Origin of the sequence: Actinosynnema sp. CA-299493 (genome assembly GCF_050946825.1) — a bacterium.
Taxonomy (GTDB): Bacteria; Actinomycetota; Actinomycetes; order Mycobacteriales; family Pseudonocardiaceae; genus Actinosynnema.
On record NZ_CP191993.1, the window covers coordinates 1,572,335 to 1,595,115 of the forward strand.

29 protein-coding genes and 1 tRNA gene are annotated in these 22,781 nt (G+C 71.6%); 18 read left to right on the top strand and 12 right to left on the bottom strand.

Annotated features, from left to right (window positions below; all coding sequences use genetic code 11):
* Nucleotides 1–32: 32 nt before the first annotated feature.
* Genes ACQPYE_RS07545 through ACQPYE_RS07560 form a run of 4 tightly spaced genes read left to right on the top strand, consistent with a single transcriptional unit; the run spans nt 33 to nt 2,750 of the window.
* Entirely contained in the window at nt 33–464 is a 432-nt protein-coding gene (locus ACQPYE_RS07545; protein ID WP_498720208.1) for a hypothetical protein, read from the top strand.
* Between the two features lie 38 nt (nt 465–502).
* The gene (locus tag ACQPYE_RS07550; RefSeq protein ID WP_498720210.1) at nt 503–922 is read left to right on the top strand and encodes a hypothetical protein; all 420 of its coding nucleotides are present in this window, start codon (nt 503–505) and stop codon (nt 920–922) included.
* A 49-nt stretch (nt 923–971) separates the two neighbouring features.
* Nucleotides 972–1,985 (top strand): permease, encoded by a 1,014-nt coding sequence (locus ACQPYE_RS07555; protein ID WP_498720211.1) that lies wholly within the window; start codon nt 972–974, stop codon nt 1,983–1,985.
* 30 nt (nt 1,986–2,015) lie between these two features.
* Nucleotides 2,016–2,750, top strand: coding sequence for a TIGR03943 family putative permease subunit (locus ACQPYE_RS07560; RefSeq protein WP_498720212.1), 735 nt, complete (start codon nt 2,016–2,018; stop codon nt 2,748–2,750).
* Nucleotides 2,751–2,759: 9 nt separating this feature from the next.
* Here ACQPYE_RS07560 and ACQPYE_RS07565 read toward each other — a convergent pair whose 3' ends face one another.
* From ACQPYE_RS07565 to ACQPYE_RS07575, 3 genes are read right to left on the bottom strand one after another with little or no spacing between them, the layout of a single operon-like run.
* Entirely contained in the window at nt 2,760–3,203 is a 444-nt protein-coding gene (locus ACQPYE_RS07565; RefSeq protein ID WP_498720213.1) for a Fur family transcriptional regulator, read from the bottom strand.
* Nucleotides 3,200–3,604: an ArsR/SmtB family transcription factor gene (locus ACQPYE_RS07570; protein WP_498720215.1), complete on the bottom strand. Its 405-nt coding sequence runs from the start codon at nt 3,602–3,604 to the stop codon at nt 3,200–3,202. The genes ACQPYE_RS07565 and ACQPYE_RS07570 overlap by 4 nt, the downstream gene beginning before the upstream one ends.
* Before the next feature lie 45 nt (nt 3,605–3,649).
* Nucleotides 3,650–3,916 carry a DUF6703 family protein gene (locus ACQPYE_RS07575; RefSeq protein ID WP_498720216.1) on the bottom strand — a complete coding sequence of 89 codons (267 nt, stop codon included), beginning with the start codon at nt 3,914–3,916 and terminating at the stop codon, nt 3,650–3,652.
* Between the two features lie 17 nt (nt 3,917–3,933).
* Here ACQPYE_RS07575 and ACQPYE_RS07580 point away from each other — a divergent pair, with 17 nt between their 5' ends.
* Nucleotides 3,934–4,314: an antibiotic biosynthesis monooxygenase family protein gene (locus tag ACQPYE_RS07580; RefSeq protein ID WP_498720217.1), complete on the top strand. Its 381-nt coding sequence runs from the start codon at nt 3,934–3,936 to the stop codon at nt 4,312–4,314.
* A gap of 184 nt (nt 4,315–4,498) precedes the next feature.
* Nucleotides 4,499–5,884, top strand: coding sequence for a glycine--tRNA ligase (locus tag ACQPYE_RS07585; protein WP_498720218.1), 1,386 nt, complete (start codon nt 4,499–4,501; stop codon nt 5,882–5,884).
* 10 nt (nt 5,885–5,894) lie between these two features.
* On the opposite strand, the gene ACQPYE_RS07590 is transcribed toward ACQPYE_RS07585, so the two are convergent.
* The gene (locus ACQPYE_RS07590) at nt 5,895–6,821 is read right to left on the bottom strand and encodes an AraC family transcriptional regulator (RefSeq protein ID WP_498720219.1); all 927 of its coding nucleotides are present in this window, start codon (nt 6,819–6,821) and stop codon (nt 5,895–5,897) included.
* 94 nt (nt 6,822–6,915) lie between these two features.
* Between ACQPYE_RS07590 and ACQPYE_RS07595 the strand changes: the two genes are divergently transcribed.
* Nucleotides 6,916–7,335, top strand: coding sequence for an anthrone oxygenase family protein (locus tag ACQPYE_RS07595; protein ID WP_498720220.1), 420 nt, complete (start codon nt 6,916–6,918; stop codon nt 7,333–7,335).
* On the opposite strand, the gene ACQPYE_RS07600 is transcribed toward ACQPYE_RS07595, so the two are convergent.
* A complete protein-coding gene (locus ACQPYE_RS07600; protein WP_498720221.1) occupies nt 7,332–8,252 on the bottom strand; it encodes a tetratricopeptide repeat protein in 921 nt (306 codons plus the stop codon). The two genes, ACQPYE_RS07595 and ACQPYE_RS07600, sit on opposite strands and share 4 nt — an antisense overlap.
* Nucleotides 8,253–8,958: 706 nt before the next feature.
* On the opposite strand from ACQPYE_RS07600, the gene ACQPYE_RS07605 reads away from it, so the two are divergent.
* On the top strand, nt 8,959–10,401 hold the full coding sequence (locus ACQPYE_RS07605) for a SulP family inorganic anion transporter (RefSeq protein WP_498720222.1): 1,443 nt from the start codon (nt 8,959–8,961) through the stop codon (nt 10,399–10,401).
* A gap of 38 nt (nt 10,402–10,439) precedes the next feature.
* Here ACQPYE_RS07605 and ACQPYE_RS07610 read toward each other — a convergent pair whose 3' ends face one another.
* The 3 genes from ACQPYE_RS07610 to ACQPYE_RS07620 form a co-directional block, all read right to left on the bottom strand.
* Nucleotides 10,440–10,901: a DUF6194 family protein gene (locus ACQPYE_RS07610; RefSeq protein WP_498720223.1), complete on the bottom strand. Its 462-nt coding sequence runs from the start codon at nt 10,899–10,901 to the stop codon at nt 10,440–10,442.
* A 72-nt stretch (nt 10,902–10,973) separates the two neighbouring features.
* Nucleotides 10,974–11,249: a hypothetical protein gene (locus ACQPYE_RS07615; protein WP_498720224.1), complete on the bottom strand. Its 276-nt coding sequence runs from the start codon at nt 11,247–11,249 to the stop codon at nt 10,974–10,976.
* Between the two features lie 16 nt (nt 11,250–11,265).
* A complete protein-coding gene (locus ACQPYE_RS07620; protein ID WP_498720226.1) occupies nt 11,266–11,997 on the bottom strand; it encodes a Type 1 glutamine amidotransferase-like domain-containing protein in 732 nt (243 codons plus the stop codon).
* A 53-nt stretch (nt 11,998–12,050) separates the two neighbouring features.
* Between ACQPYE_RS07620 and ACQPYE_RS07625 the strand changes: the two genes are divergently transcribed.
* The 4 genes from ACQPYE_RS07625 to ACQPYE_RS07640 are packed head-to-tail and all read left to right on the top strand — an operon-like array spanning nt 12,051 to nt 15,260.
* Nucleotides 12,051–12,689, top strand: coding sequence for a YdcF family protein (locus ACQPYE_RS07625; protein WP_498720227.1), 639 nt, complete (start codon nt 12,051–12,053; stop codon nt 12,687–12,689).
* Nucleotides 12,690–12,706: 17 nt separating this feature from the next.
* Nucleotides 12,707–13,969, top strand: coding sequence for a deoxyguanosinetriphosphate triphosphohydrolase (locus ACQPYE_RS07630; RefSeq protein ID WP_498720228.1), 1,263 nt, complete (start codon nt 12,707–12,709; stop codon nt 13,967–13,969).
* A gap of 20 nt (nt 13,970–13,989) precedes the next feature.
* Nucleotides 13,990–14,235, top strand: a complete 246-nt coding sequence (locus ACQPYE_RS07635; protein ID WP_498720229.1) for a hypothetical protein — start codon at nt 13,990–13,992, stop codon at nt 14,233–14,235.
* A complete protein-coding gene (locus tag ACQPYE_RS07640; protein WP_498720230.1) occupies nt 14,214–15,260 on the top strand; it encodes a serpin family protein in 1,047 nt (348 codons plus the stop codon). Before ACQPYE_RS07635 ends, ACQPYE_RS07640 begins: the two co-directional genes overlap by 22 nt.
* 38 nt (nt 15,261–15,298) lie before the next feature.
* Here ACQPYE_RS07640 and ACQPYE_RS07645 read toward each other — a convergent pair whose 3' ends face one another.
* Together ACQPYE_RS07645 and ACQPYE_RS07650 are read right to left on the bottom strand one after the other, a co-directional pair.
* On the bottom strand, nt 15,299–15,886 hold the full coding sequence (locus ACQPYE_RS07645) for a PIN domain-containing protein (protein WP_498720232.1): 588 nt from the start codon (nt 15,884–15,886) through the stop codon (nt 15,299–15,301).
* Between the two features lie 64 nt (nt 15,887–15,950).
* Nucleotides 15,951–16,394, bottom strand: coding sequence for a helix-turn-helix domain-containing protein (locus tag ACQPYE_RS07650; protein ID WP_498720233.1), 444 nt, complete (start codon nt 16,392–16,394; stop codon nt 15,951–15,953).
* A gap of 169 nt (nt 16,395–16,563) precedes the next feature.
* Between ACQPYE_RS07650 and ACQPYE_RS07655 the strand changes: the two genes are divergently transcribed.
* Nucleotides 16,564–17,130, top strand: coding sequence for a carboxymuconolactone decarboxylase family protein (locus ACQPYE_RS07655; protein ID WP_498720235.1), 567 nt, complete (start codon nt 16,564–16,566; stop codon nt 17,128–17,130).
* Nucleotides 17,131–17,136: 6 nt separating this feature from the next.
* Here the strand turns inward: ACQPYE_RS07655 and ACQPYE_RS07660 are convergent, their stop codons facing one another.
* On the bottom strand, nt 17,137–18,063 hold the full coding sequence (locus tag ACQPYE_RS07660) for a sigma-70 family RNA polymerase sigma factor (protein WP_498722858.1): 927 nt from the start codon (nt 18,061–18,063) through the stop codon (nt 17,137–17,139).
* A 25-nt stretch (nt 18,064–18,088) separates the two neighbouring features.
* On the opposite strand from ACQPYE_RS07660, the gene dnaG reads away from it, so the two are divergent.
* Genes dnaG through ACQPYE_RS07675 form a run of 3 tightly spaced genes read left to right on the top strand, consistent with a single transcriptional unit; the run spans nt 18,089 to nt 21,287 of the window.
* A complete protein-coding gene (gene dnaG / locus ACQPYE_RS07665; RefSeq protein ID WP_498720236.1) occupies nt 18,089–19,984 on the top strand; it encodes a DNA primase in 1,896 nt (631 codons plus the stop codon).
* Nucleotides 19,984–20,487, top strand: coding sequence for a hypothetical protein (locus tag ACQPYE_RS07670; RefSeq protein WP_498720237.1), 504 nt, complete (start codon nt 19,984–19,986; stop codon nt 20,485–20,487). Before dnaG ends, ACQPYE_RS07670 begins: the two co-directional genes overlap by 1 nt.
* A gap of 53 nt (nt 20,488–20,540) precedes the next feature.
* The gene (locus ACQPYE_RS07675; RefSeq protein WP_498720238.1) at nt 20,541–21,287 is read left to right on the top strand and encodes a trans-aconitate 2-methyltransferase; all 747 of its coding nucleotides are present in this window, start codon (nt 20,541–20,543) and stop codon (nt 21,285–21,287) included.
* A gap of 76 nt (nt 21,288–21,363) precedes the next feature.
* On the opposite strand, the gene ACQPYE_RS07680 is transcribed toward ACQPYE_RS07675, so the two are convergent.
* On the bottom strand, nt 21,364–21,594 hold the full coding sequence (locus tag ACQPYE_RS07680) for a hypothetical protein (protein WP_073889848.1): 231 nt from the start codon (nt 21,592–21,594) through the stop codon (nt 21,364–21,366).
* 138 nt (nt 21,595–21,732) lie between these two features.
* Here ACQPYE_RS07680 and ACQPYE_RS07685 point away from each other — a divergent pair.
* Both ACQPYE_RS07685 and ACQPYE_RS07690 read left to right on the top strand, forming a co-directional pair.
* Nucleotides 21,733–21,804, top strand: a tRNA-Asn gene (locus ACQPYE_RS07685).
* Nucleotides 21,805–21,923: 119 nt separating this feature from the next.
* Complete coding sequence (locus ACQPYE_RS07690; RefSeq protein WP_498720239.1) at nt 21,924–22,769, top strand: oxygenase MpaB family protein; 846 nt, start codon at nt 21,924–21,926, stop codon at nt 22,767–22,769.
* The last annotated feature ends 12 nt before the right edge of the window (nt 22,770–22,781 follow it).

Here is a 22,781-nt window from a genome sequence, read left to right on the forward strand (position 1 = left end):
CGTTGCCGGACCGTTCCCGCCGGAGGTGTCCCGTGGTCGTCAAGAAGATCGCCGTGTCGGTCGCCGCGGTGCTGGTCGCGGTCGCCTGGTCGTTGGTGCCGGTCGGGACGGCGGTGGCGGCGGCGGGCATCACCGTGTCCGGCGTCTCGGTCGGCGCCTACCCGGACAGCGGTCTGTGGATCTCCGGGACCGCCACCTGCTCCACCACCACCGGCACCGCCACCGTCGACGTGACGGCCTTGCAGGTCCTCTTCGGCGCGAACGCCTCCGGGTGGGGCAGCACGACCATCTCGTGCGTGGACCAACCGGCCTACTGGTCGGTGTTCGCGAGCACCGCCGGCTCGTGCTTCTACCCGGGCACCGGCTCCGGGTGCTTCCAGCACAGCTCGCTGGCCAGCGTGTTCGCCACGCTGACCAGGAGCGGCGCGCAGGAGGCGTTCCACGGCGACGTCCACCCGACCTGACCTGGCAGTTCGACCACCCACCAGTGCCGGAGGTGCTCGTGAGAGCCAGACCCCTCGCCGTGTTGGCGACGATGCTGTTCGCGGTCGTGTGGTCGTTGGCGCCGGTGGGTCCGGCGTTCGCGGCGGCGGGCATCACCACCACCTCCGTCTCGATCGTCGACTCCCCTCGGCACGGCCTGATGGTCTACGGGACGGCGACCTGCTCCACCACCACCGGCACGGCCACCGTCGCCGTGTCGGTCCTCCAGTTCCAGGGCACGGTCATCGGCACCGGGAGCACCACGATCTCGTGCGCCGGCCGGCCCGCCGACTGGTCGGTGCTCGCCGACCCGGGCACGTGCGTCCCCTTCCCCAGCCACATCGGGTGCTTCCGCCCGAACTCGGTGGTCAACGTGGCCGCCTTCCTGACGAGGAACGGCGTGCAGGAGGCGTTCAAGGGCGGCGGCTTCACGACCTGACCGTCGTGGGGGCTTCGGACGGGAGCGGACGTCTGGCATCATTTCGACAGTGACAATCACTGGCGAAATCCGGGGCGCGGGACCGCGCCGTCCGCCGCCGCCGCGCTGGAAGATCACTTCGCTGGAAGTGCTCTGCGCGCTGCTCGTGGCGGCGCTGTTGTTGCAGGACTGGCTGGTAGGCGTGCTCGACGTGCCGGTGCTGCGCACGGCGTCCACGGTGTTCGTCGCGGTGTGCGTGCAGGCGCTACCGTTCCTCGTCCTCGGGGTGTTGATCAGCGGCGCGATCGCGGCGTTCATCCCGGCGACCGTGCTGCGCCGGGCGTTGCCCAGGAGGACCGCGCTGGCCGTGCCCGTCGCCGGTGTCGCCGGGGTGGCCCTGCCCGGCTGCGAGTGCGCGGCGGTGCCCGTCTCCCGGCGCCTGATGCAGCAGGGCGTGGCGCCCGCCGTGGCGCTGACGTTCCTGCTCGCGGCGCCGGCCGTGAACCCGATCGTGCTGGTGTCCACGGCCGTCGCGTTCCCCAACGCGCCGATGATGGTACCCGCGCGGTTCGTCGGCGCGCTGCTCACCGCCGTGGTCATGGGCTGGCTGTGGACCCGGTTCGGCAAGGCCGAGTGGATCGCCGAACGCGCGTTGCGCCGCCTGCCCGACCACGACGGCTCGTCGCGCTGGCTGGTGTTCGCCGAGACCGCGCGGCACGACCTGGTCGACGCGGGCGGGTTCCTGGTGCTCGGCGGCGTGTTCGCGGCGGCGTTCAACGTCCTGGTGCCGCAGGCCTGGCTGGAGACGTTGGGCGGGCAGGTCGTGCTGGCCGTGGTGGTGCTGTCGCTGTTGGCCGTGGTGCTGGCGCTGTGCAGCGAGGCGGACGCGTTCGTCGCGGCCTCGATGTCGGCCCTGCCGCTGCTGCCCCGGCTGGTGTTCCTGGTGGTCGGCCCGGCGGTCGACGTCAAGCTCATCGCGCTGCAGGCGGGCGCGTTCGGCAAGTCCTTCGCGGCGCGCTTCGCACCGGCCACGTTCGTGGTGGCGATCGCGTCGGCCCTGGCGGCGGGAGCGGTGTTCCTGTGAGGCGGGAGAATCGGGGAGGCGTGGGCGACCATGAGGCGTGAGACGCAGAACATCCTGCTGGTCCTGCTCGGCGGCGCGCTGCTCAAGCTCGCGCTGACCGGCACGTACCTGCGGTACGTCAAGGAGTCGTTGCAGCCGTGGCTGGTCGTGACCGGCGGCGTCATGGTGGTGCTGGCGCTGGTGTCGATCGCCCGCGACATCCGCGCCGGCCAGGACCGAGGGGGTCAGGCGCAGCCCAGCGGGGTCGAGCACGCCGGGCACGAGCACGGCACGTCGCGCAGCCCGTGGATGCTGCTGCTGCCGGTGTTCGCGGTGTTCCTGATCAGCCCGCCGGCGCTGGGCGCGGACACGGTCAACCGGTCCGACCGCAACGCCGCCCAGGAGGCCAACGCGTCCAGCGGGTTCGCGCCGCTGCCGTCCGACGAGGTCGTCCCGCTCACCATCAGCGAGTTCGTCACGCGCACCGCGTGGGACGACTCCGGTTCGCTGGACGACCGCACGGTCCGGCTCACCGGGTTCGTGGTGCGCAAGGAGGCCGACGTGTTCATCGCCCGGCTGACGATCTCGTGCTGCGCCGCGGACGCCTCGCCGGTCAAGGCGAAGATGGTGGGTCAGGACTTCGCCGCGCTGCCGACCGACCAGTGGGTCGAGGCCACCGGCCGGGTGGTGCCCGGCTCGGCGACCAAGGAGAGCGCGTTCGTGCCCACGTTCACGGTGTCGCGGATCGTGCCGATCACCACGCCCGAGGACACCTACGAGGGCTGAGGCCGCGGGCTACGAGGGCTGCGCCGCGGGTCGGCCGTCGGCGCAGCAGTCGCGGCACGTGCCGAAGATCTCCACGGTGTGGCTGACCTCGACGAACCCGTTCTCCGCCGCGATCCGGTCGGCCCACTTCTCCACCGCCGGGCCCTCCACCTCCACCGTGCGACCGCAGCTGCGGCACACCAGGTGGTGATGGTGGTGCTGGGAGCAGCGGCGGTAGATCGCCTCGCCCGAGTCGGTGCGCAGCACGTCGACCTCGCCCGCGTCGGCCAGGGACTGCAACGTGCGGTAGACCGTGGTCAGGCCGATGCCCTCGCCGCGCTTGCGCAGCTCCTCGTGCAGCTCCTGGGCCGAGCGGAACTCGCCCAGCGAGTCGAGCAGCTTGGACACGGCGGTGCGCTGCTTGGTCGAGCGCAGCCCGGGCACCGCGGTGGTCGGGCGCTCGCTAGTGGTCACATCTCCTCCGTCCGGGGGGTCCGGTCGGTCTGGTTGATACCACGCGGCGGCCCCTCGTCCACATGGGTCACCGCGTCCACCACGATGTGCGCGAGGTGCTCGTCGACGAGCCGGTAGACGACCTCCCGGCCGTGCCGCTCGCCGTGCACCACGCCCGCGGCCTTGAGCACCCGCAGGTGCTGGCTGATCAACGGCTGGGCCACGCCCAGCGCCTCGACCAGCTCGTGCACGCACCGGTCCGCCTCGCGCAGTTGCAGCACGATCGCGATCCGCACCGGCGCGGCGAGCGCCCGCAGCAACTCGCCCGCCGCGGCCAGGGTCCGGGTCGGTTGCCGCGGCGCGGGTGGTGGCACCCGGCGTTCCGTGGAGTGCACGTGTTCGCCTCGCACTCCGACCGTCACGGCGCCTCCCACGTGGTATGGATTTTCACCACCGATACTACGGCGCTAGAGCACGGACACCGTGATGAGCACCAGCACCCCGAGAACGAGCAGTCTCAACACGCGCGCGCTCGGGGTGAGCAGGGGCCAGGTGGTGGCGAGCAGCGACGCCACCCCGAGCGCCAACAGGCCCAGCAGCAGCGCGCCCACCGTGCCCCGCACCGACACGCCCACCACGAACAGCGCCAGGACCAGCAGGAACGCCGCCGGCGCGGGCACCCGCGAGAGCGGTCCGGCACCGGGGATCAGGGTCCGCTTCGAGTTACCAGCCACCGTGGCATCCTTGCACCGTGCTGCTCGTGTGCCGCTTCACCGTGGCGGAAACCGGGGTCGAGGCGTTCACCGGGCGCGTCGACCGGGCGTTGGCCCTGCTCACCGCCCAGCCCGGCTGCCGACGTGCCCAGCTGTCGCGGTCGACGGACGAGGCGGACCGCTTCGTGCTGACGGTCGAGTTCGACTCCGTGGTGGCCTACCGGCGGGCGCTGTCGCCGTTCGAGGTGCGTGAGCACGTCATCCCGCTGCTGTCGGAGGCGAGCACCGACGAGCCGGCCGCCTACGAGCCGCTGCTGGTGGCCGCCGACGGCGCGGTCCGCCGCGAGGTGAGCCTGCTGGCGCACGACGCGGGCACCGTCCGCCTCGGCGAAGCCGCCGGTCCGACCACTCCGCGCTGACCCACCCGGGTCCCACCGCCCCACGCGGCCACTTCACCGGGACGTCACCACCACCTCGCCGGGACGCCGCCGTCACCGGAACGCGCGCACGGGTGTCGCCCGGTCGCCGGCGGGCCACCCGGCGGCAAGGACTACCCTGGCAAGCCCGTTTCCGTCCTTTTCTGCATCTCCCGATGGAGTGTCCGTGGCAGCCGATCGCATCGAGACCGTCGTCAGCCTGTGCAAGCGTCGCGGGTTCGTCTACCCGTGTGGCGAGATCTACGGCGGCACCAGGTCGGCCTGGGACTACGGTCCGCTCGGCGTCGAGCTGAAGGACAACATCAAGCGCCAGTGGTGGAACTTCATGGTGCGCGGTCGCGAGGACGTGGTCGGCCTCGACTCGTCGGTGATCCTGCCGCGCGAGGTGTGGGCGGCGTCCGGCCACGTCGAGGCGTTCGTCGACCCGCTGATCGAGTGCAACTCGTGCCACAAGCGGTTCCGGCAGGACACGCTGGTCGAGGAGTACGCGGAGCGCACCGGCAAGCAGGTCGCGGAGGGCGACGTCTCCGACGTGCCGTGCCCGAACTGCGGCAACCGCGGCCAGTACACCGAGCCGAAGATGTTCAACGGCCTGCTCAAGACCCACCTCGGCCCGGTCGAGACCGACGAGGGCCTGCACTACCTGCGCCCGGAGACCGCGCAGGGCATCTTCACGAACTTCCTGAACGTGCAGACCACGTCGCGTCGCAAGCCGCCGTTCGGCATCGGCCAGATCGGCAAGAGCTTCCGCAACGAGATCACGCCGGGCAACTTCATCTTCCGCACGCGCGAGTTCGAGCAGATGGAGATGGAGTTCTTCGTCGAGCCGGGCACGGACGAGGAATGGCACCAGTACTGGATCGACGAGCGCACGCGTTGGTACAACGAGCTGGGTATCTCCAAGGAGAACCTGCGGCACTACGAGCACCCGAAGGAAAAGCTGTCGCACTACTCGAAGCGCACCGTCGACATCGAGTACCGGTTCCAGTTCGGCGGCCAGGAGTGGGGTGAGCTGGAAGGCGTCGCCAACCGCACCGACTTCGACCTGAACACGCACTCGGAGCACTCGGGCGTCGACCTGTCGTACTTCGACCAGGCCACCAACTCCCGCTACCGGCCGTTCGTGATCGAGCCCGCCGCGGGTGTGGGCCGGCCGATGATGGCGTTCCTGCTGGAGGCCTACACCGAGGACGAGGCGCCGAACGCCAAGGGCGGCGTGGACAAGCGGGTCGTGCTGCGCCTGGACCGCAGGCTGGCCCCGGTGAAGGCCGCCGTGCTGCCGCTGTCGCGCAACGCCGACCTGTCGCCGAAGGCCAAGGACCTGGCCAACGCCCTGCGCAAGCACTGGAACATCGAGTTCGACGACGCGGGCGCCATCGGCCGCCGCTACCGCAGGCAGGACGAGATCGGCACGCCGTTCTGCGTGACGGTCGACTTCGACACCCTCACCGACCACGCCGTCACGGTGCGGGAACGCGACACCATGTCGCAGGAGCGCGTGTCGATGGACCAGCTGGAGGGCTACCTCGCCGCCCGCCTGATCGGCGCCTGACGCCGGCGGTTCACGCGTTGGCGCGGTGTTCGGAGGGGGTCAGACCGCGTTCCCTCTTGAACGCCGTGCTCAGCGCGAAGGCGGTGCTGTAGCCGACTTGGCGGGCGACGGCGGCGACGGTGGCGGACGGTTCGCGCAGCAGGTCGGCGGCCAGGGTGAGGCGCCAGTCGGTCAGGTAGGCCATCGGCGGTTCGCCGACCAGGTCGGTGAACCGCTTCGCCAACGCCGCCCGGGACACGCCGACGGCCTCCGCCAGCGTGCCGACGGTCCACGGGCGCGCCGGGTCGCCGTGCAGCAGGCGCAGCGCGCGCCCCACCACGGGATCGGCGTGCGCCGAGTACCAGGTCGGCGCCTCCGCCTCCGGGCGGCAGAACCACGACCGCAGCACGGAGATCAGCACCAGGTCCAGGAGGCGGTCCAGCACCGCTTCCTGGCCCGGCTCGTCCCGGGTGATCTCGTCGGCCAGCAGCGGCACCAGCGGCAGGTCCGCGCGTGGCGCCACGAGGAACGGCGGCAGCGCCGACAGCAGCCGCCTGCTCACCTCGCCGTCCACCTGGTACGTGCCGCTGAGCACCACCACCGACCCGTCGGGGTTCGCGCCCCACGTGCGCACGCCCAAGCCCCACTGCTCGCACAACGCGGCGCCGTCCGGCGTGGTGGTGATCTCGCCGGGGTGGACCACCGCCTGCACGGGCGTGCCCGGGTCGTCGGCCAACGCGTACGGGTCGGGCCCGCGCAGCACCGCCACGTCACCGGCGCGCAGCGGCACGGGCTCGGCGTCGTGCGGCAGCAGCCACCCGTCGCCGCGCACCATCGCCACCACGGTCAGCGGCGCGCGGTCCTCGACGCGCAGCGACCACGGCGGGTCCAGGACGGTGCGCATGAGGAACGCGCCACGGGCGCGCGGCCCGTCCAGCAGCCCGGCGAGAACGTCCACGGCCGCCAGCCTAAGACGCTCGCGCATGCGATCGAGGCGGTCGGCGATGGAAAGCCGAGGACCGGTCGACTTGACTGGGCCCATGTTCCCCACGGTGACGATCATCGCGGCCCTCGGCTGCGGGATGATGGCTGGAGTCTTCTTCGCGTTCTCCGCGATGGTCGTGCCCGGCCTGCGACGGGCCGAGCCGGCGGTCGGCGTCGCCGCCATGCGGGCGATCAACCTCGCCGTGGTCAACCCCGCGTTCATCGGTGCCTTCCTCGGCACGGCGGTCGTCGGCGTGGTCGCGGCGTTCGAGGGCGACCCGTGGGCGTGGGCGGGCGCGGCCCTCTACGTCCTCGGCGGGATCGTGCTCACGGGCGCGTTCCACATCCCGCGCAACAACGAGCTGGAACGGCTCGGCACCACCGAGTACTGGACCCGCTACCTCCGCGAGTGGGTGCCCGTGAACCACGTCCGGGCGTTGCTCAGCCTCGCCGCCGCCGCGTCGTTCACCCTCGCCGCACTCGGCTAGCCGACTGGGCGGCCACAGCACTTCTTGTACTTGAGGGTCGAGCCGCACCAGCAGCGCTCGTTGCGGGCAGGGGGCCAGGCGACCGTGCCGCCTTCCTCGACGATCTCGTTCAGGCATGCCCTGCGGGTCTGCTCCTCGGCGGGGTCGCCGCCGGTCCTGGCCGCGAACTCCGAGATCCGGGCGACGGTCAGCGGCACCATCGAGATCCGGGCGGGGACCGTCTCGGCCAGCTCGCGGTTGGCGGCCTCGCGCTCGGCCATCACGAGGTCGACATCGGCGTGCTGGACCAGCTGCGGCCAGGTGGCGTGCGCGTGGGCGATCTCGTCGCGCGGCCAGAACAGCACCCGCACCTCCTTCGGCGCGGCCGGCGGCGTCAGGGCGCGGGCGAACTCCTCCGCGTGCTCTTCCAGGGACTCGACCGACTCGTCCAGCTCGTCCGGGGGCATCGCCAGGGCCTGGCGCACACGTCGTCGGCCGACCAGGAGGTTGTTGGCGTGGGAGACGAACCCGAACTCGCCGTCCCGCTGCGCCAGCTCCTCCTCGGTCAGCCGGGACGCGGCCATGGTGAACCAGGTCAGCGCCTCTTCGAGCGCGCCGCGTGCCTCCAGCAGTTCGGCTGCCAGGTGGTACGGCGATGCCGACGGCGGACGCTCGCGGCGCAGGGTGTCGAGCTGGGCCCGGGCCTCCTCGACCCGGTCGAGGTCGAACAGCAGGTCGGCCAGTGCCACGCGGGCCTCGCCGGCCTCCTCGCCGCCCTCGGCGATCACCTGGTCCAGCAGTGCGACCGCGCGGTCGTGGTCACCCGCCTCGCGCCACTCCTCGGCCGCCTCGATCAGGATCTGCGCCCGCTCGTCGGGGTACCGCGCCAGGTCGGCTTCCAGCTGAGCGGCGATGTCCGAGGCCTTTCCCGTCTTCATCCCGCAGAGGGCATTACGATCACTGAGAGTGATTGACCACCCAGGTGAATGACCTGCGTCACGCACAATCGAGTGAATATCGAGCTGAGTCCACGAAGGCGGTTCCGGATTCACCACAACGTCACCCGGCTTTGTGACACTTGGTCCAGGCGCAGCTCATCGGGGGGTGTCATGGCGCGTGTCGTTGTCGTCGCAATCGCCTTGGCGCTCGTCGCCGTGCTCGCACCGTCGCCGTTGGGCCAAGTCGGCGTCGTGCGCGCGGCCCCGGTCGGCCACAGCGTGGCCGGTTCGGAGGAAGAACCCGCCCGCGAGTGCCGCAACGGTCCCGAGCCGCGATCTTGGTCCACCCGATCGTGGCCGGCCAGGGGCTTCACGCGCCCTGATCGCGGCACCCCCGGCACGGCCCGCCGCGCCACCGGGGAAACCGCCCCGCCGGTAGGGCGAGGCCGCGAGGAACACCTCCGCTCCTGGACCACGCCGTCGGCTTTACAGGTGTTCCGGAACTGATCGGCGCCCCATCGCCAGTAGTTCGCATCGTCCGACCACAGACGAGTGGGGTAATCCGAATGGAATTCCGTCACCGGTTCCGTCCTGCCCGCGCACACCCACCTCGCGTTTCCCAGGAAATGAGACGAGGACCCGCCGGCGAGGCCGAACCCTTCACCCGAAAGAACTCACGCTCGGTGAACGACCCGAGGGCCGACGCGTGAGCACCCGGACCGAACGACCCGCGCCGCCGACCTTCTGGCCCGACGTCGGCGCGTCGCTGGTGGTGTTCCTGGTGGCGCTCCCGCTGTGCGTGGGCATCGCCGTCGCCTCCGGCGTCCCGGCGGAACTGGGCATCATCACCGGGGTGGTGGGCGGCCTCCTGGTCGGCCTGCTGCCCGGCAGCACCATGCAGGTCAGCGGCCCGGCGGCGGGCCTGACCGTGCTGGTCGCGGACACCGTCGCGGCGCACGGCCCGCGCGCGCTGGGCCTCATCGTGCTCGGCGCGGGCCTGCTCCAGGTGGCGATGGGCCTGCTGCGCCTGGGCCGCTGGTTCCGCGCCATCTCGCCCGCCGTGGTCCAGGGCATGCTCGCGGGCATCGGCCTGGTGCTCGTGCTGGGCCAGCTCTACCCGTTCGGCGGGCAGGACCAGCCCACCACGACCGGTGCGAAGTTCGCCGGCCTGGCCGACCTCGTCCGGGCCGCGCTGACGACGGCGGTCGGGTTGAGCGGCGTGGCCGTCGGCGTGCTGACGCTGGTCGTGGCGTGGCTGTGGAAGCGCACGCCGTGGCGCGCCGTGCCGGGGATGCTGGTGGCCGTCGTGGTCGCCTCGGCGGTGGGCGCGCTGCTCCCGTTGCCGCGCATCTCGGTCGGCCCGCTGACCGACGTGGTGTCCCTGGTCGACGTCTCCCTGCTGAACGCGGGCGTGCTGGGCGCGATGCTGACGTTCGCCCTCGTGGCGTCGGCGGAGAGCCTGTTCAGCGCGGCGGCCGTGGACCGGATGCACAACGGGCCGCGCACGAGGTACAACCGGGAGCTGGTCGCGCAGGGCGTCGGCAACGCGGTGTGCGGTGTGCTCGGCGCGTTGCCGATGACCGCCGTGATCGTGCGCAGCGCGGCCAACGTGGACGCCGGCGCCCGCACCCGGCTGTCCCGCGTGCTGCACGGCGGGTGGCTCCTGGTGTTCGTCGTGCTGCTGCCGGGCGTGCTGTCCTACGTCCCGCTGGCGGTCCTGGCCGCACTGCTGGTGCAGGCGGGCTGGAAGCTCCTGGCGCCCAGGCAGGTCCTGGCCCTGGCCCGCGCGGACCGCGCGGAAGCCGGCGTCCTGGTGCTCACCGCGGGCCTGATCGTGCTGACGGACCTGCTCACCGGCACCCTCGTCGGCCTGCTGGCGGCGGTGGTCAAGACGGCGTGGGACATGTCCCGCCTGACCGTCACGGTGACCGCGCACGGCGAGGACCACCACCACGTGGCGGTGCGCGGCAACGCGACGTTCCTCAAGCTGCCGGGCCTGCTGGAGAGCCTGGAGGCCGTGCCGGACAGCAGGCACGTCCGGGTCGACCTGACCGGTGTCCGCCACCTCGACCAGGCGTGCGGCCAGGCGATCGACCACTGGGCCGAGCGACGCGGCAGCGTGGAGCTGATCCACCCGGTGTCCGACTGAGGTGACCCCCGGCGCGGGTGATCCCCGCGCCGGGGACCTCACGCCCGAGCCCGCCGGGCGTGGTTGGCGTGCTTGCGGGCGGCGAACCCGTGCGCCTCGACGAGCAGCGGCCGGATGGCGTCCGACATCGCCCCGCCCGGCGACACCACGCAGACCCAGTGCTGCGACGCGTAGACGGGGTGCGGCATCAAGCGGTCCCGTTCCGCGTGGTCGAATCCGGTCTTCAACACGCCCTGCTCGTCGCGCTCGGTCGGCACGGGCCCGAACATCGCGGTGTAGGTCGCCTTGGTGAGCCCGATGTTGAGCCGGTAGGCCCCCGGCTCGGCCAAGTCGGACACCCGCTCGTGGTTGTCGCTCGTCACGATCGTCGCGAACGGCATCTGGCGCTCCGGCGGGAGGTCGCCGTCGGGGTCGTAGAGGAAGAACGTGTCGCCAGCCGCCTCCACGACGCGGGTCCCGGCGAAGGCGGTGATGTGGTCCGTCATCTCCTCGGCAGTCACACCTTCAAGCGTAACTTTCAACTGCTTTGTGAGACTTCCCGGAAGAACCTCCAGGAGAAGTGGCTAAAAGTCTCAACCCACCTGATCGGTGAGCGCGGCGACCAGGGTGGTCGTGACGCCGGACAGGGTGGTCGAGGTCGGCCGCGGCCCCGACCGCCCGCGCCACCGCCGCCGAGAGGTCCGGGGCGGGTGCCTCGGCGGCACGTGGAGCGGCCGGGCCGGGGTGCTCGCGGCGCTCGGGGGCGCGGGCGACGACGCCTGCGCGGCGTGGTCCGCGGTTCGCGGGCACACCAGCGCGACTACGCCTGCGATCACCGCGACCGCGACCACCCACCAGCGTCTTCCCACACCTCAACGGTCCGTCTCACAACCGCCTGACGTCGAGCGGTTCCTCCTGTGCGGTTCCTGAAGATTCGTCACGTCGGACCACGTAGGCGCCACCGGTGCGCCGTTCGGACACCGCCTCCACGAGTTCCGCGCCGTGGTAGACGAGCCCGGCGCCGTCGTCGGTGCAGTGCGTCACCGGCAGCACGCCCGCCGCCACCGCCGCGTGGATCGTCGGACGCCGCGCCGCCTCGCTGTCGTAGTGCACGCCGTTGCCGTACGGCAGGAAGCCGAGGCCGTTGGTGACCACGCGCAGCTCCGGCCCGAACGAGTCCGTCGAGCCGCCCAGGAACCAGCAGATCGACCCGGCGGACACGCCACCGAGCACGACGCCGTCCTGCCACGCGCCGCGCAGCGCCGACCCGAGATCGTGCACCGCCCACACGGCCAGCAGGTTCGCCACCGAACCACCGCCGACCCACACGACGTCGTGCGCACCGAGGAAGCCCGGGACGTCCGTCGTCGGCGGCATGGTGAACAGGTTCAAGTGCGACACCTCCCACCCCGCCAGCTGCCCGGCTTCGGAGATGTCCGCGTTGAACCACCGCTGGTCGCCCGAGGCCGTGCCGATGTGGCACAGCCTGGGCTTGCGGCCGTGTACGCCGGACAGGTCGACGGCGTGGTGCACGAGTCGGTGGAACTCCAGGTTGGTGCGGCGCCCGGCGCGGAAACCACCTGAGGTCGCCACGATCGTCGGCTGGTCTGCTGCCATGCCCGCGATCCTGGCAGCGCTCACGCCCGAGCGGGTGTGGAATCATCCCCGGCGTGACGTTCCTGCCGAGACTCCGCAGGCTTGCCACGCGTGTCGTCCTCGGCGGCATCGTGATCGGGCTCCTCGTCGTCAGCGGCACGGCGTTCCGCGTGTGGCAGGTGGCCCGCGAGGACGACCGCGCCCACGCCGACATGGCCGTGGTGCTCGGCGCGGCCCAGTTCAACGGCGTGCCCTCCGACGTCCTGGAGGCACGGCTGGAGCACGCGCGCCGGCTGTACGAGCAGGGCGTGGTCAACTACATCGCCACCACCGGCGGCAGGCAGCCCGGCGACAACTTCACCGAGGGCGAGGCCGGCCGGATCTGGCTGGAGGCGCACGACGTGCCCACCGACCGGATCCTCGAAGTCGGCGAGGGCACCGACACGCTGGGCAGCATCCGCGCGCTCGCCGTCGCCGCCCGCGCGAAGTCGCTCACCACGGCCGTGATCGTCAGCGACCCGTGGCACTCGCTGCGGGCGCGCACCATGGCCGAGGACGAGGGCCTGTCCGCGTGGACGTCGCCCACCCGCAGCGGCCCGAACGTGCAGACCCGCCAGACCCAGCTGTTCTACATCCGCCGCGAGACCGGCGCGCTGCTCTACTACCACCTGATGAAGGCGCCGGCGGGCGCGTTCGACGGCATCCTGCTCTGAGCACCTACCCTGGGCCGATGAGTCAGGGCTACACCGGGCACGACTCCGCGCGGCTGCTCCCCGAGCCGCCCAAGACAGCGGTGCTGCCCGGCGCGCGCACCGAGCGCCGCTCGCCGTTCTCCCGCGACCGGGCCCGCGTGCTGCACTCGGCGGCGCTGCGCCGGCTCGCGGGCAAGACGCAGGTCGTCGGCCCCGGCGAGGGCGCGGAGGTGACCGGCGTGCCGCGCACCCGGCTCACCCACTCGCTGGAGGTCGCCCAGATCGGCCGGGGCATCGGCGAGGAGCTGGGCTGCGACCCGGACGTGGTCGACACCGCCGGCCTCGCCCACGACATCGGGCACCCGCCGTTCGGCCACAACGGTGAACGCGCGCTCGACGAGCTGGCCGGGCCGTGCGGCGGTTTCGAGGGCAACGCGCAGACCCTGCGCATCCTGACCCGGCTCGAACCCAAGACCGCGAAGGGCCTCAACCTGACCCGGGCGTGCCTCGACGCGGCCACCAAGTACCCGTGGACCCGCCGTCCCGGGATGGTGAAGTTCGGCGCCTACGACGACGACCTCAGCGTGTTCGCGTGGGTCCGCGAGGGCGCGCCGGACCGGAGGCGGTGCCTGGAGGCGCAGGTCATGGACTGGGCCGACGACGTCGCCTACTCCGTGCACGACGTGGAGGACGGCGTGCTGGCGCACCGGATCAGCCTGGCCGCCCTCGGCGACCCGGCCGAACGCGCCACCATCGCGGGCCTGGCGGCCAAGCACTTCTCCGACGAGCCGACGTCCGCGCTCGAAGGCGCCGCCACCGAGCTGCTCGGCCTGCCGGTGATCGCCGAACTGGCCGAGTACGACGGCTCGCTGCGCGCCCAGGTGGCGTTGAAGCGGCTCACCAGCGAGCTGGTCGGCCGGTTCGCGTCCGCCGCCGTCGGCGCGACCCGCGAGGTGCACGGCGACGGCCCGCTGAGCCGCTACCAGGCCGACCTGGTCGTGCCGCCCCGGGTCGCGGCCGAGGTGGCGCTGCTCAAGGCGGTCGCAGTCCGGTACGTGATGAGCGACCCGTCCCGGCTGGCCATGCAGGCCCGGCAGCGCGAGCTGGTCGCCGAACTGGTCCACCTCCTGCTGATGCGCGCGCCGGACACCCTCGACCCCGCGTTCCACCCCGCGTGGGCCGCCGCCGGCACCGACGCCGAACGGCTGCGCGTCGTGGTCGACCAGGTCGCCTCGCTCACCGACGCCCAGGCCGTGGCGTGGCGGCGGGCGCTGGCGAACGACCACCCCGAACCGCTGTGACCGGTGGCACACTCGACCTCATGGCAGAGGAGTCGAGAAGGCCGCGGGGTCGTTCGTGGCCGTGGCGCAGACCGACCCGCGAACCCGTCCTCGTCGCCCGCGAAGTGCCGTACGGGTGGGACGATGACCCCGATGACGGTTCCACCGGGGTGCGCGAACCGCGCCACCCCCAGCCGCTCGGACCGACGAGCGGCGCGGGCGAGCGTCCGATCCCGGACGAGCCCACAGCGGTCAAGGAGACCCAGTGCCCGATCGAGCGCACCTGACGTTCGCCCTCACCCTCCACGACGCCATCGCGCCCGACCGCACCCGCAACGCGTGCTGGTCGCCGTACTCGGTGGCCAGCGCGCTCGGCCTGACCGCGCACGCGGCGCGTGGCGAGACGGAGGCGGAACTGGTCGCGCTGCTCGGCGCGGACCACGCCGAGGTCCTCAAGGGCGCGGTGGTGGGCGACGACGCCGAGTTCGCCGTGTCCAACACGCTGTGGGCCTGGGACGAACTGCCGATCGACGAGGGCTTCCTCACCGACCTGGCCGGGTGGCCCGGCGCGAACGCCCGCTCCGCGCCGTTCGCCGGCGATCCGGAAGGCTCCCGCAAGCTCATCAACGCCGACGTGGCCGAGACGACCCGGGGGTTGATCCCCGAGCTGCTCTCCGCCGGCGCGATCACCTCCGACACGGTCGCGACGCTGGTCAACGCCCTGTACCTGAAGTGCGCGTGGCGCGAGGAGTTCCCCGAGCACGACACGGCCGACCTGCCGTTCCGGGGCGCCGGGAACGTCGCCACCATGCGCCGTGAGGGCAGCACGCGGTACGCCCGACGGGACGGGTGGCAGGCCGTGGCGCTGTCCGCGCGCGGCGGCGTCGAGGCGGTCGTGCTGCTGCCCGACGACGACCTCGGCGGCACGGAAGGCGTGCCCGAGGTGCTGGCGGCGTTGGACCACGACCGGGTCGAGCTGTTCCTGCCCAAGCTGGCGCTGACCGCGAACATCTCGCTCGCCGCGTCGTTGCAGCAGGTCGGCGTGCGCACGATGTTCGGTCGCGGAGCCGATCTCACCGGGCTGAGCCCCGACCCGCGGCTCTACGTGGACGACGTGGTGCACGAGGCCGTGCTGAGGCTGGACGAGCAGGGCTTCGAGGGCGCGGCGGCCACCGCCGTGGTGATGCGCATGACGTCGTTCATCCCGGCCGAACCCGCCCGCACGGTCCGCGTCGACCGGCCCTACCTGCTGCTGGTCCGGCACGCCGACACGGGCGCGATCTTCTTCCTCGCCCAGGTCGCCAAGCCGTGAGTGACCAGGTGCGACGACTTTCGAGCGACGGGTCGGGTTCAGCCGGGAAGTGACAGATTCCCTTGATGGACCCGCACCCGTTCGGCGAACCGAGGACACTGCGCCGCGACAAGGTGGCCCGCCAAGTCGGCGCGGCCACCTCGTCGGGCCCAGTACACGGTTTGTTCGCGAGTCACGAGTTGCACCAGTGCGGGTGCGCTGTCGTCGACCAGAACGAAGAAGTCGTCAGGTGTGTAAACCTCATAGGGCCTTGAGTCCGCGTCTTCATCCGCGATGAAGAAACCGTTGTCGCCGGTCAGGATGAAATCCGCTCGGCAGGCCACGGCCGCAGTGTGCACGTGCCGGTCGTCACCGTCCCTGCCCGTGAACGAGTCGTCGACGGAGAAGTCCTCCACCCTGCCACCCTCGAACGTCCTCGCGATCAGATCCCGTATCGAGGTGATCTTCGCGCCGTTCCACGCCGGGTGGTTTCGACGTAGCCGGTAGATCGTCTCCGCCAGAACGTCCTCGGTCCAGTAGACTGTGTAAACCTCTCCGGATGACCTCAATTGCAACAGCGCAAGCCAGTCCCGCAGAGTGCGGGAATACAGCACATTCGCGTCGACGAAGACTCTGGTGGAAGCCACCGCGAGAGGTTAGCTGTCGACCATGCCTTCTCGGTGGTCGGGTCGGCAGCCCATAATACGAATGTCAGTCGTCTTCCAGCGCCCGCAGTTCATCGAATGCGGCCAACTGGCGTTGCCGACGCGCATGCCGCTCTTGCAGCACATCGGCCGTCCGCAAGCGGGTGTGCGAGCCGACCTTGTGCGAGGGAATCGCGCCGGCACTGATCTTGCGCATCAAGGTCGGCCTGGAGATGCCCAGTAGTTGGGCGGCAGCGGTGGTCGTCAGCTCCTCGGGCATCGCGCTGACGGTGACCACGTGTCCCTGAGCCACGGCTTGGACGACCTGGGCGATGATCGCCGACAACTCGTCCGGTACCGGGACGGCTTCACCTTGGCCGTCGGTCAAGGCGGTGAATCGCGCACCACGAGAAGGGAGCTGCGTCATCAGCGCCTGTGCTTGCCGCTGGTCGAGTTCGTCCGCCAACACGACATCACGGTCAGCCGTCGCCACTACGGTCGACACCGCCATCACTCCCTCAGCAGGGTACTTCAGTTACAACCGATCGCAGTTGCACTTATATGTGCAACCTTCGTTCATGGAACCACGCCTGTTGCGCTGGTGCAACCTCGGCTCGTGACTGTCACGTCGTGAGGTCCCTCCTCGTCCACCGGGTGAAGACCCGAGACGAGGAGGGGACATGCCCAGGATCCCGGCCGTCACGACCGAGCAGGCCAACCCGCTGGTAAGGTTCGCCTACCGGTTCGCCAGGAAGCGCTTCGGCGCGGTGCCGGAGCCGTTCACGGTGACCGCGCACCACCGCAAGCTGTTCGTCGCGGGCGCGCGGCACGAGATGGCGGTGGAGAAGGCCGCCAAGACGCTGCCCGTGTCGTTGCGGGAGCTGGTCGTCTACCTCACCGCGGTGAAGCTCGGCTGCTCGTGGTGCGTCGACTTCGGCACCATGCTGATCAAGCACGAGGGCCTGGACGTCGACCGGCTCAAGGAGATCCACGACTACCCGACCTCGGACAGGTACACCGAGCTGGAGAAGCTGGCCCTCGCCTACGCCGACGCGATGACCGAGACCCCGACCGCCGTCACCGACGAGCAGGTCGCCGAGCTCGACCGGCGGCTGGGCCACCAGGGGCTGGTCGAGCTGACCTACCTGATCGCGCTGGAGAACCAGCGCGGCCGGTTCAACTCGGCGTTCGGCATCACCGACCAGGGGTTCACCTCGGGTGACGCCTGCCGGGTGCCGATGCCGTAGGCGGTCTCAGAGGCGTTCGGGGAACGGCACGTGGCCGAGCTTGTCCGGGTTCGACATGTCGTACACGCCGGCCACCTTGCCGTCCCGCACCACGACCGCCTCGACCCTCGGCGTCAGCTCGCCCTGGGCGCCGAACACCAGCCCGACGTCGCCGTTGACCAGCGCGGGCTGCCCCTCGACCGCGCCGTAGCGCCGCATCAGGCCGAGGATGAAGCGCGCCACCTTGTCCACACCGCTGACCACGCGGGCCGCGGTCTTGGCCTTGCCGCCGCCGTCGCCGACGAGCACCACGTCCGGGTGCAGCAGGCCGATCACCGCGTTGACGTCACCGGTCGCCAGGGCCTGGAGGAACCGCTCCAGCACCTCGCGCTGCTCCTCCAGCGCCACCCTCGGCGGCGGGTCGGCGTCGGCGGCCGCCTTGCGGCCACGTGAGGCGTGCTGACGGGCCGTCGCGACCGTGCAGCCCAACGCGTCGGCGATCTCCGCGAACGGCACGCCGAACGCGTCGTGCAGCACGAACGCCACCCGCTGCTCGGGCGTGAGGCGGTCCAGCACCACCAGGGCCGCCAACCGCACGCCGTCGTCGCGCACCACCGCGTCCAACGGGTCGTCCTCGCCCGATGTGACCAACGGCTCGGGCAGCCACTGCCCGACGTACCGCTCCCGCCGCACCGCGGCCGACCGCAGCCGGTCCAGGCAGATCCGGCCCACCACGGTCGTCAGCCAGCCGCGCAGGTCCCGGATGCCGGATCGGCCCTCCTCGGTGAGGCCGGCCAGCCGCAGCCACGCCTCCTGCACCGCGTCCTCGGCGTCCGCGACGCTGCCGGTCAGCCGGTACGCCACGCCGACCAGGTGGGAGCGGTGGCCGGTGAAGGTCGACGCCAGGGTCTGCTCGGAGGCAGAGGTCTCCTCACCGGTGGTCACGGCCACCAGTCTGCCAGCACTAGACTCGCTCGACGTGGCAGGACGCATCCGGGAGAGCGACGTCGCACTGGTGCGTGACCGGAGCCGGATCGACGAGGTCGTGGGGGATCACGTCTCCCTGCGCGGCGCCGGCGCGGGCGCGTTGAAGGGCCTGTGCCCGTTCCACGACGAGAAGTCGCCGTCGTTCAACGTCCGTCCTTCGCACGGCACGTTCCACTGCTTCGGCTGCGGCGAGGGCGGCGACGTCATCGCGTTCGTGATGAAGATCGAGCACCTCGGGTTCGTGGAGGCCGTCGAACGGCTGGCCGACCGGTCGGGCATCCAGCTCACCTACGAGGGCGGCGGCGCGACCGTCCAGCGCGACCGCGGCACCCGCAGCAGGCTCATCGAGGCGCACCGGGCCGCCGCCGAGTTCTACGCCGAGCAGCTGGCCACGCCGGACGCGCTGGCCGCCCGCGAGTTCCTGGCGCAACGCGGTTTCGACGAGGCCGCGGCGCGGCAGTTCGGCTGCGGTTTCGCGCCGGCCGGCTGGGACAAGCTCACCAAGCACCTCCTCGGGCGCGGGTTCGAGCTCACCGAGCTGATCAAGGCCCAGCTGACCAAGGAGGGCAGGCAGGGGCCGATCGACCGGTTCCACCGCCGGCTGCTGTGGCCGATCCGGGACATGGGCGGCGAGGTCGTCGGCTTCGGCGCCCGCCGGATCTTCGACGACGACCAGATCCAGGCCAAGTACCTCAACACCAGCGAGAGCCCGATCTACAAGAAGTCGCAGGTGCTGTTCGGGCTGGACCTGGCCAAGCGGGAGATCGCCAAGCGCAGGCAGGCCGTCGTGGTCGAGGGCTACACCGACGTGATGGCCATGCACCTGGCGGGCGTGCCGACGGCGGTCGCGTCCTGCGGCACGGCGTTCGGCTCGGACCACATGAACGTGCTGCGCCGGCTGCTGATCGACGACTCGATGAACGGCGAGGTGATCTTCACCTTCGACGGCGACGCGGCCGGGCAGAAGGCGGCGCTGAAGGCGTTCGAGGGGGAGCAGGCGTTCTCCGCGCAGACCTACATCGCCATCGCGCCGGACGGCATGGACCCGTGCGAGCTGCGGCAGGACAAGGGCGACGTGGCCGTGCGCGACCTGGTGGCCCGCCGCACGCCGCTGTTCGAGTTCGCCATCAAGACGCGGTTGAAGGACTACGACCTGGACTCGGTGGACGGCCGGGTCGAGGCGCTGAAGGTCATGGTGCCGTTCGTGGCGCAGATCAAGGACCGGGCCAAGCGGGACGGTTACGCGACCCGGCTGGCCTGGTGGGTCGGCTGGGAGGACGAGTCGGCCGTGGTGCGCCGGGTGCGCGAGACCGCGACCGGCCGTGCCCCCGCGCCGTCACGGCGTGCCGCGCCCGTCGACCCGAACCAGGGCGCGCTGGCCGTGGACGTCGACGGGCCGACCCGCCCCGATCCGCGCGACCCGGCGCTGTGGGCGCAGCGGGAGGCGTTGAAGGCGGCGCTGCAACTGCCCGAGATGGCCGGGCCGTACTACGACTCGCTGCCCGACGAGGCGTTCACGCACCCCGCGTACCTGGCGCTGCACCAGGCGATCCGGGAGGCGGGCGGCGCGTCGTCCGGGCTGTCGGGTCCGGCGTTCCTGGACGCGGTGTCGCAGGCGTGCCGGCACCAGGCCGTGCGGTCGGTGCTGACCGAGCTGTCCGTCGAGCAGCTGCGGGTCAAGGCGGACGACGAGTACCGGTACGTGCAGGGCGTGCTGGCACGGTTGCAGCAGATCCTGGTGGCGGGGCAGATCACCGAGATCAAGTCCCGGCTGCGGCGCGTGTCGCCGGTGGAGGAGCCCGACGAGTACCGGGCCCTGTTCGGCGACCTCATCGCGCTGGAGGACTACCACAAGGCGTTGGGCCAACAAGCGGCGGGCGGGCTGTGATGGGGCTGTTCCGGAGGGTTTTCGGCTCGGGCGCGCCCGAGGGGTTCACCGGGTCGCTGGACGCCGACGAGAACGTGCTGGCGTCGGCCCCGGTCGGCTCCGGGTGGCTCGTGGCGACGTCGCACGGGCTGTGGCTGCCCGGTCCGCGCCGGGTCGGGTGGCACCTGATCAGCAAGGCGACGTGGAGCGGGAACGCGCTGGGGGTGATCGAGGCGGTCGAGGACGGCACGGCGGGTGGGGCCGTGCTGCTGCGCGACCTCGTGCCGCAGCGGTTCCCGCTGGAGTCGCCGGGCAAGGTGCCCGAGGTCGTGCACGCGCGGGTGACCGGGTCGATCAAGTCGCGGGAGCACAACGAGACCGTCGGCGCGTGGTTCGTGCAGCGCAAGGTGGCCGGGCGGGACGGCGTGGTGCTCCAGGTGCGGCCTGATCCGGGCGCGGACGTGGAGCGGGTCCGCGAGGTCGCGGCCTCGGTGGCGGCGAAGATCGCCCAGCTGCGCGGGTGAGCGTTCCCGGCGTACGGTAGCAGTACGTCCGTACTGTTGCTAGGGGTGCGCGCATGTGGGATCCGGACAAGTACCTCGCGTTCGCCGACCACCGGTCGCGACCGTTCCACGAGCTGGTGGGCCGGGTCGGGGCCACGTCGCCGCGGCGGGTGGTCGACCTGGGCTGCGGTCCGGGGAACCTGACCGCGTCGCTGGCCGAGCGGTGGCCGTCGGCGGTGGTGGAGGCGTTCGACTCGTCGCCGGAGATGGTCTCGGCGGCGCGGGCGCGCGGGGTCGACGCGCGGGTCGGCGACGTGGCGACGTGGGAGCCCGGGCCGGACACCGACGTCGTGGTGACCAACGCGGTGCTGCAGTGGGTGCCGGGGCACGAGGACCTGCTGCGGCGGTGGGTCCGGGCGCTGCCGTCCGGCGCGTGGCTGGCGGTGCAGGTGCCGGGCAACTTCTCCGGACCGTCGCACGAGTTGGTGCGATCGCTGGTCGACGCGTCGTGGCCCGCGTTGCGGGGGCTGATGCGGCCGTCTCCGGTGCTCGACGCCCTGGGGTACGCCGAGGTGCTCGACGGCTGCGCGGTGGACGCGTGGGAGACGACCTACCTCCAGCGGCTGGCGGGGGAGGACGCCGTGCTGGAGTGGATCACCGGGACGGCGCTGCGGCCGATCCGGGCGGCGTTGGACGACGGCGAGTGGGCCGTGTTCCGCGGTCGGCTGGCGCCGCTGCTGCGCGAGGCGTACCCGCGCCGGGCGGACGGCACGACGTGGTTCCCGTTCCGCCGGGTCTTCGCCGTGGCCCGCGTGCCGTAGCCCACTCGTCGAGGTGCACCGAGGCCGCCTCCGGTGGGGGAGGCGGCCTCGGTGCGCCCAGTCGACGCGGGTGCGCTCAGTTGGCGCGTGGGATGACGGGGTCGCGCCGGTGACCGTTGGCGTTCGGCTGGTGTCGACCGAAGCCCGTCTTCTCACCCACCTTCGCGCGCACGATGCCCGCCGCGCCCTGGACGGCCGGGTGGTCGGCCAAGGAGCGGTAGGCGCGCACGATCTGGTCGTAGCGCTGGCGTCCGGCGCGCGCCCCTAGGACGTAGCCGACGGCGGCGCCGAGCAGGATGCCCTTCATGAGGTGGTCCTCTCCTGGAGATCGTGCCTGGTCACAACCCTTCCTACCGCACGAGGAGGGGGGTGTGCGCGAGCACTGTTCCGGATGCGCTAGAGTTACGTCCTGTCGGGCCGGGAGGCCTGGCCTACAACAGAACATTCCCCCTTAGCTCAATGGCAGAGCATTCGACTGTTAATCGAAGGGTTACTGGTTCGAATCCAGTAGGGGGAGCGCGATGGCAGCCCCAGGTCCACCGGCCTGGGGTTTCGTCGTGTCATGGGGTCCGGGTACCCGCGAGTCACCCGTTTGTCACACCCTCGTGGCCGGTTTCTTCGGGCAGGCTGAGCCGCATGGCCGACCGCTTCGCCAACCGGCGCCGGATCACCTCGCTGGACCCCGAGCGCGACCACGTCGAGATCATGCGCCTCTCGTCCGGGCACGAGTTCCCGTGGGACTACGTGCGGTCGCTGGAGTTCGCCCTGTTCCGGACGTACTGCGTGCCGTCGATCTCGGCGCTGCTGGCCGAGACCGGCGAGTTCGAGCGCCGGCCGCAGCAGCGGTACGACGACACGGCGTTGCTGATGGCCGAGCTGGTGGAGCACGGCTACGACTCGCCGCGCGGCCGTGAGGCGTTGCGCGTGGTGAACCGGCTGCACGGGCGGTACGAGATCTCGAACGACGACATGCGGTACGTGCTGTCGACGTTCATCTTCGACCCGATCGAGTGGATCACCCGGTACGGCTGGCGGCCCCTGACCGACCACGAGCGGCTGGGCGCGTTCCACTTCTACCGCGCCGTCGGCGTGCGGATGGGCATCAAGGACCTGCCGTCGACCTACTCGTCCTACGCGGCGTTCAAGCGCGAGTACGAGGAGGAGCACTTCACCTACAGCGACACCAACCGCGCGATCGGCCGGTACACGCTGGACCTGTTCTGCTCCTGGTACCCGGCGCCACGCGCGCTGACGTCCCGCGCGGTGCTGGCGATGCTCGACCAGCCCATGCTGACCGCCTTCGGCTTCCCCGCCCAACCCCCGTGGCTCACCAAAGCCGCCAGAACGGTCCTGCGCCTGCGAGCCGCCGCCGTCCGCCTCCTCCCACCCCGCAGGACTCCACGCCTGACCAACGACCCGAAGAACCGCACCTACCCGGGCTACCCGACGGGCTACCGGCCCGCCGACCTCGGAGCCCCGTAGTCCGCCAGTGCA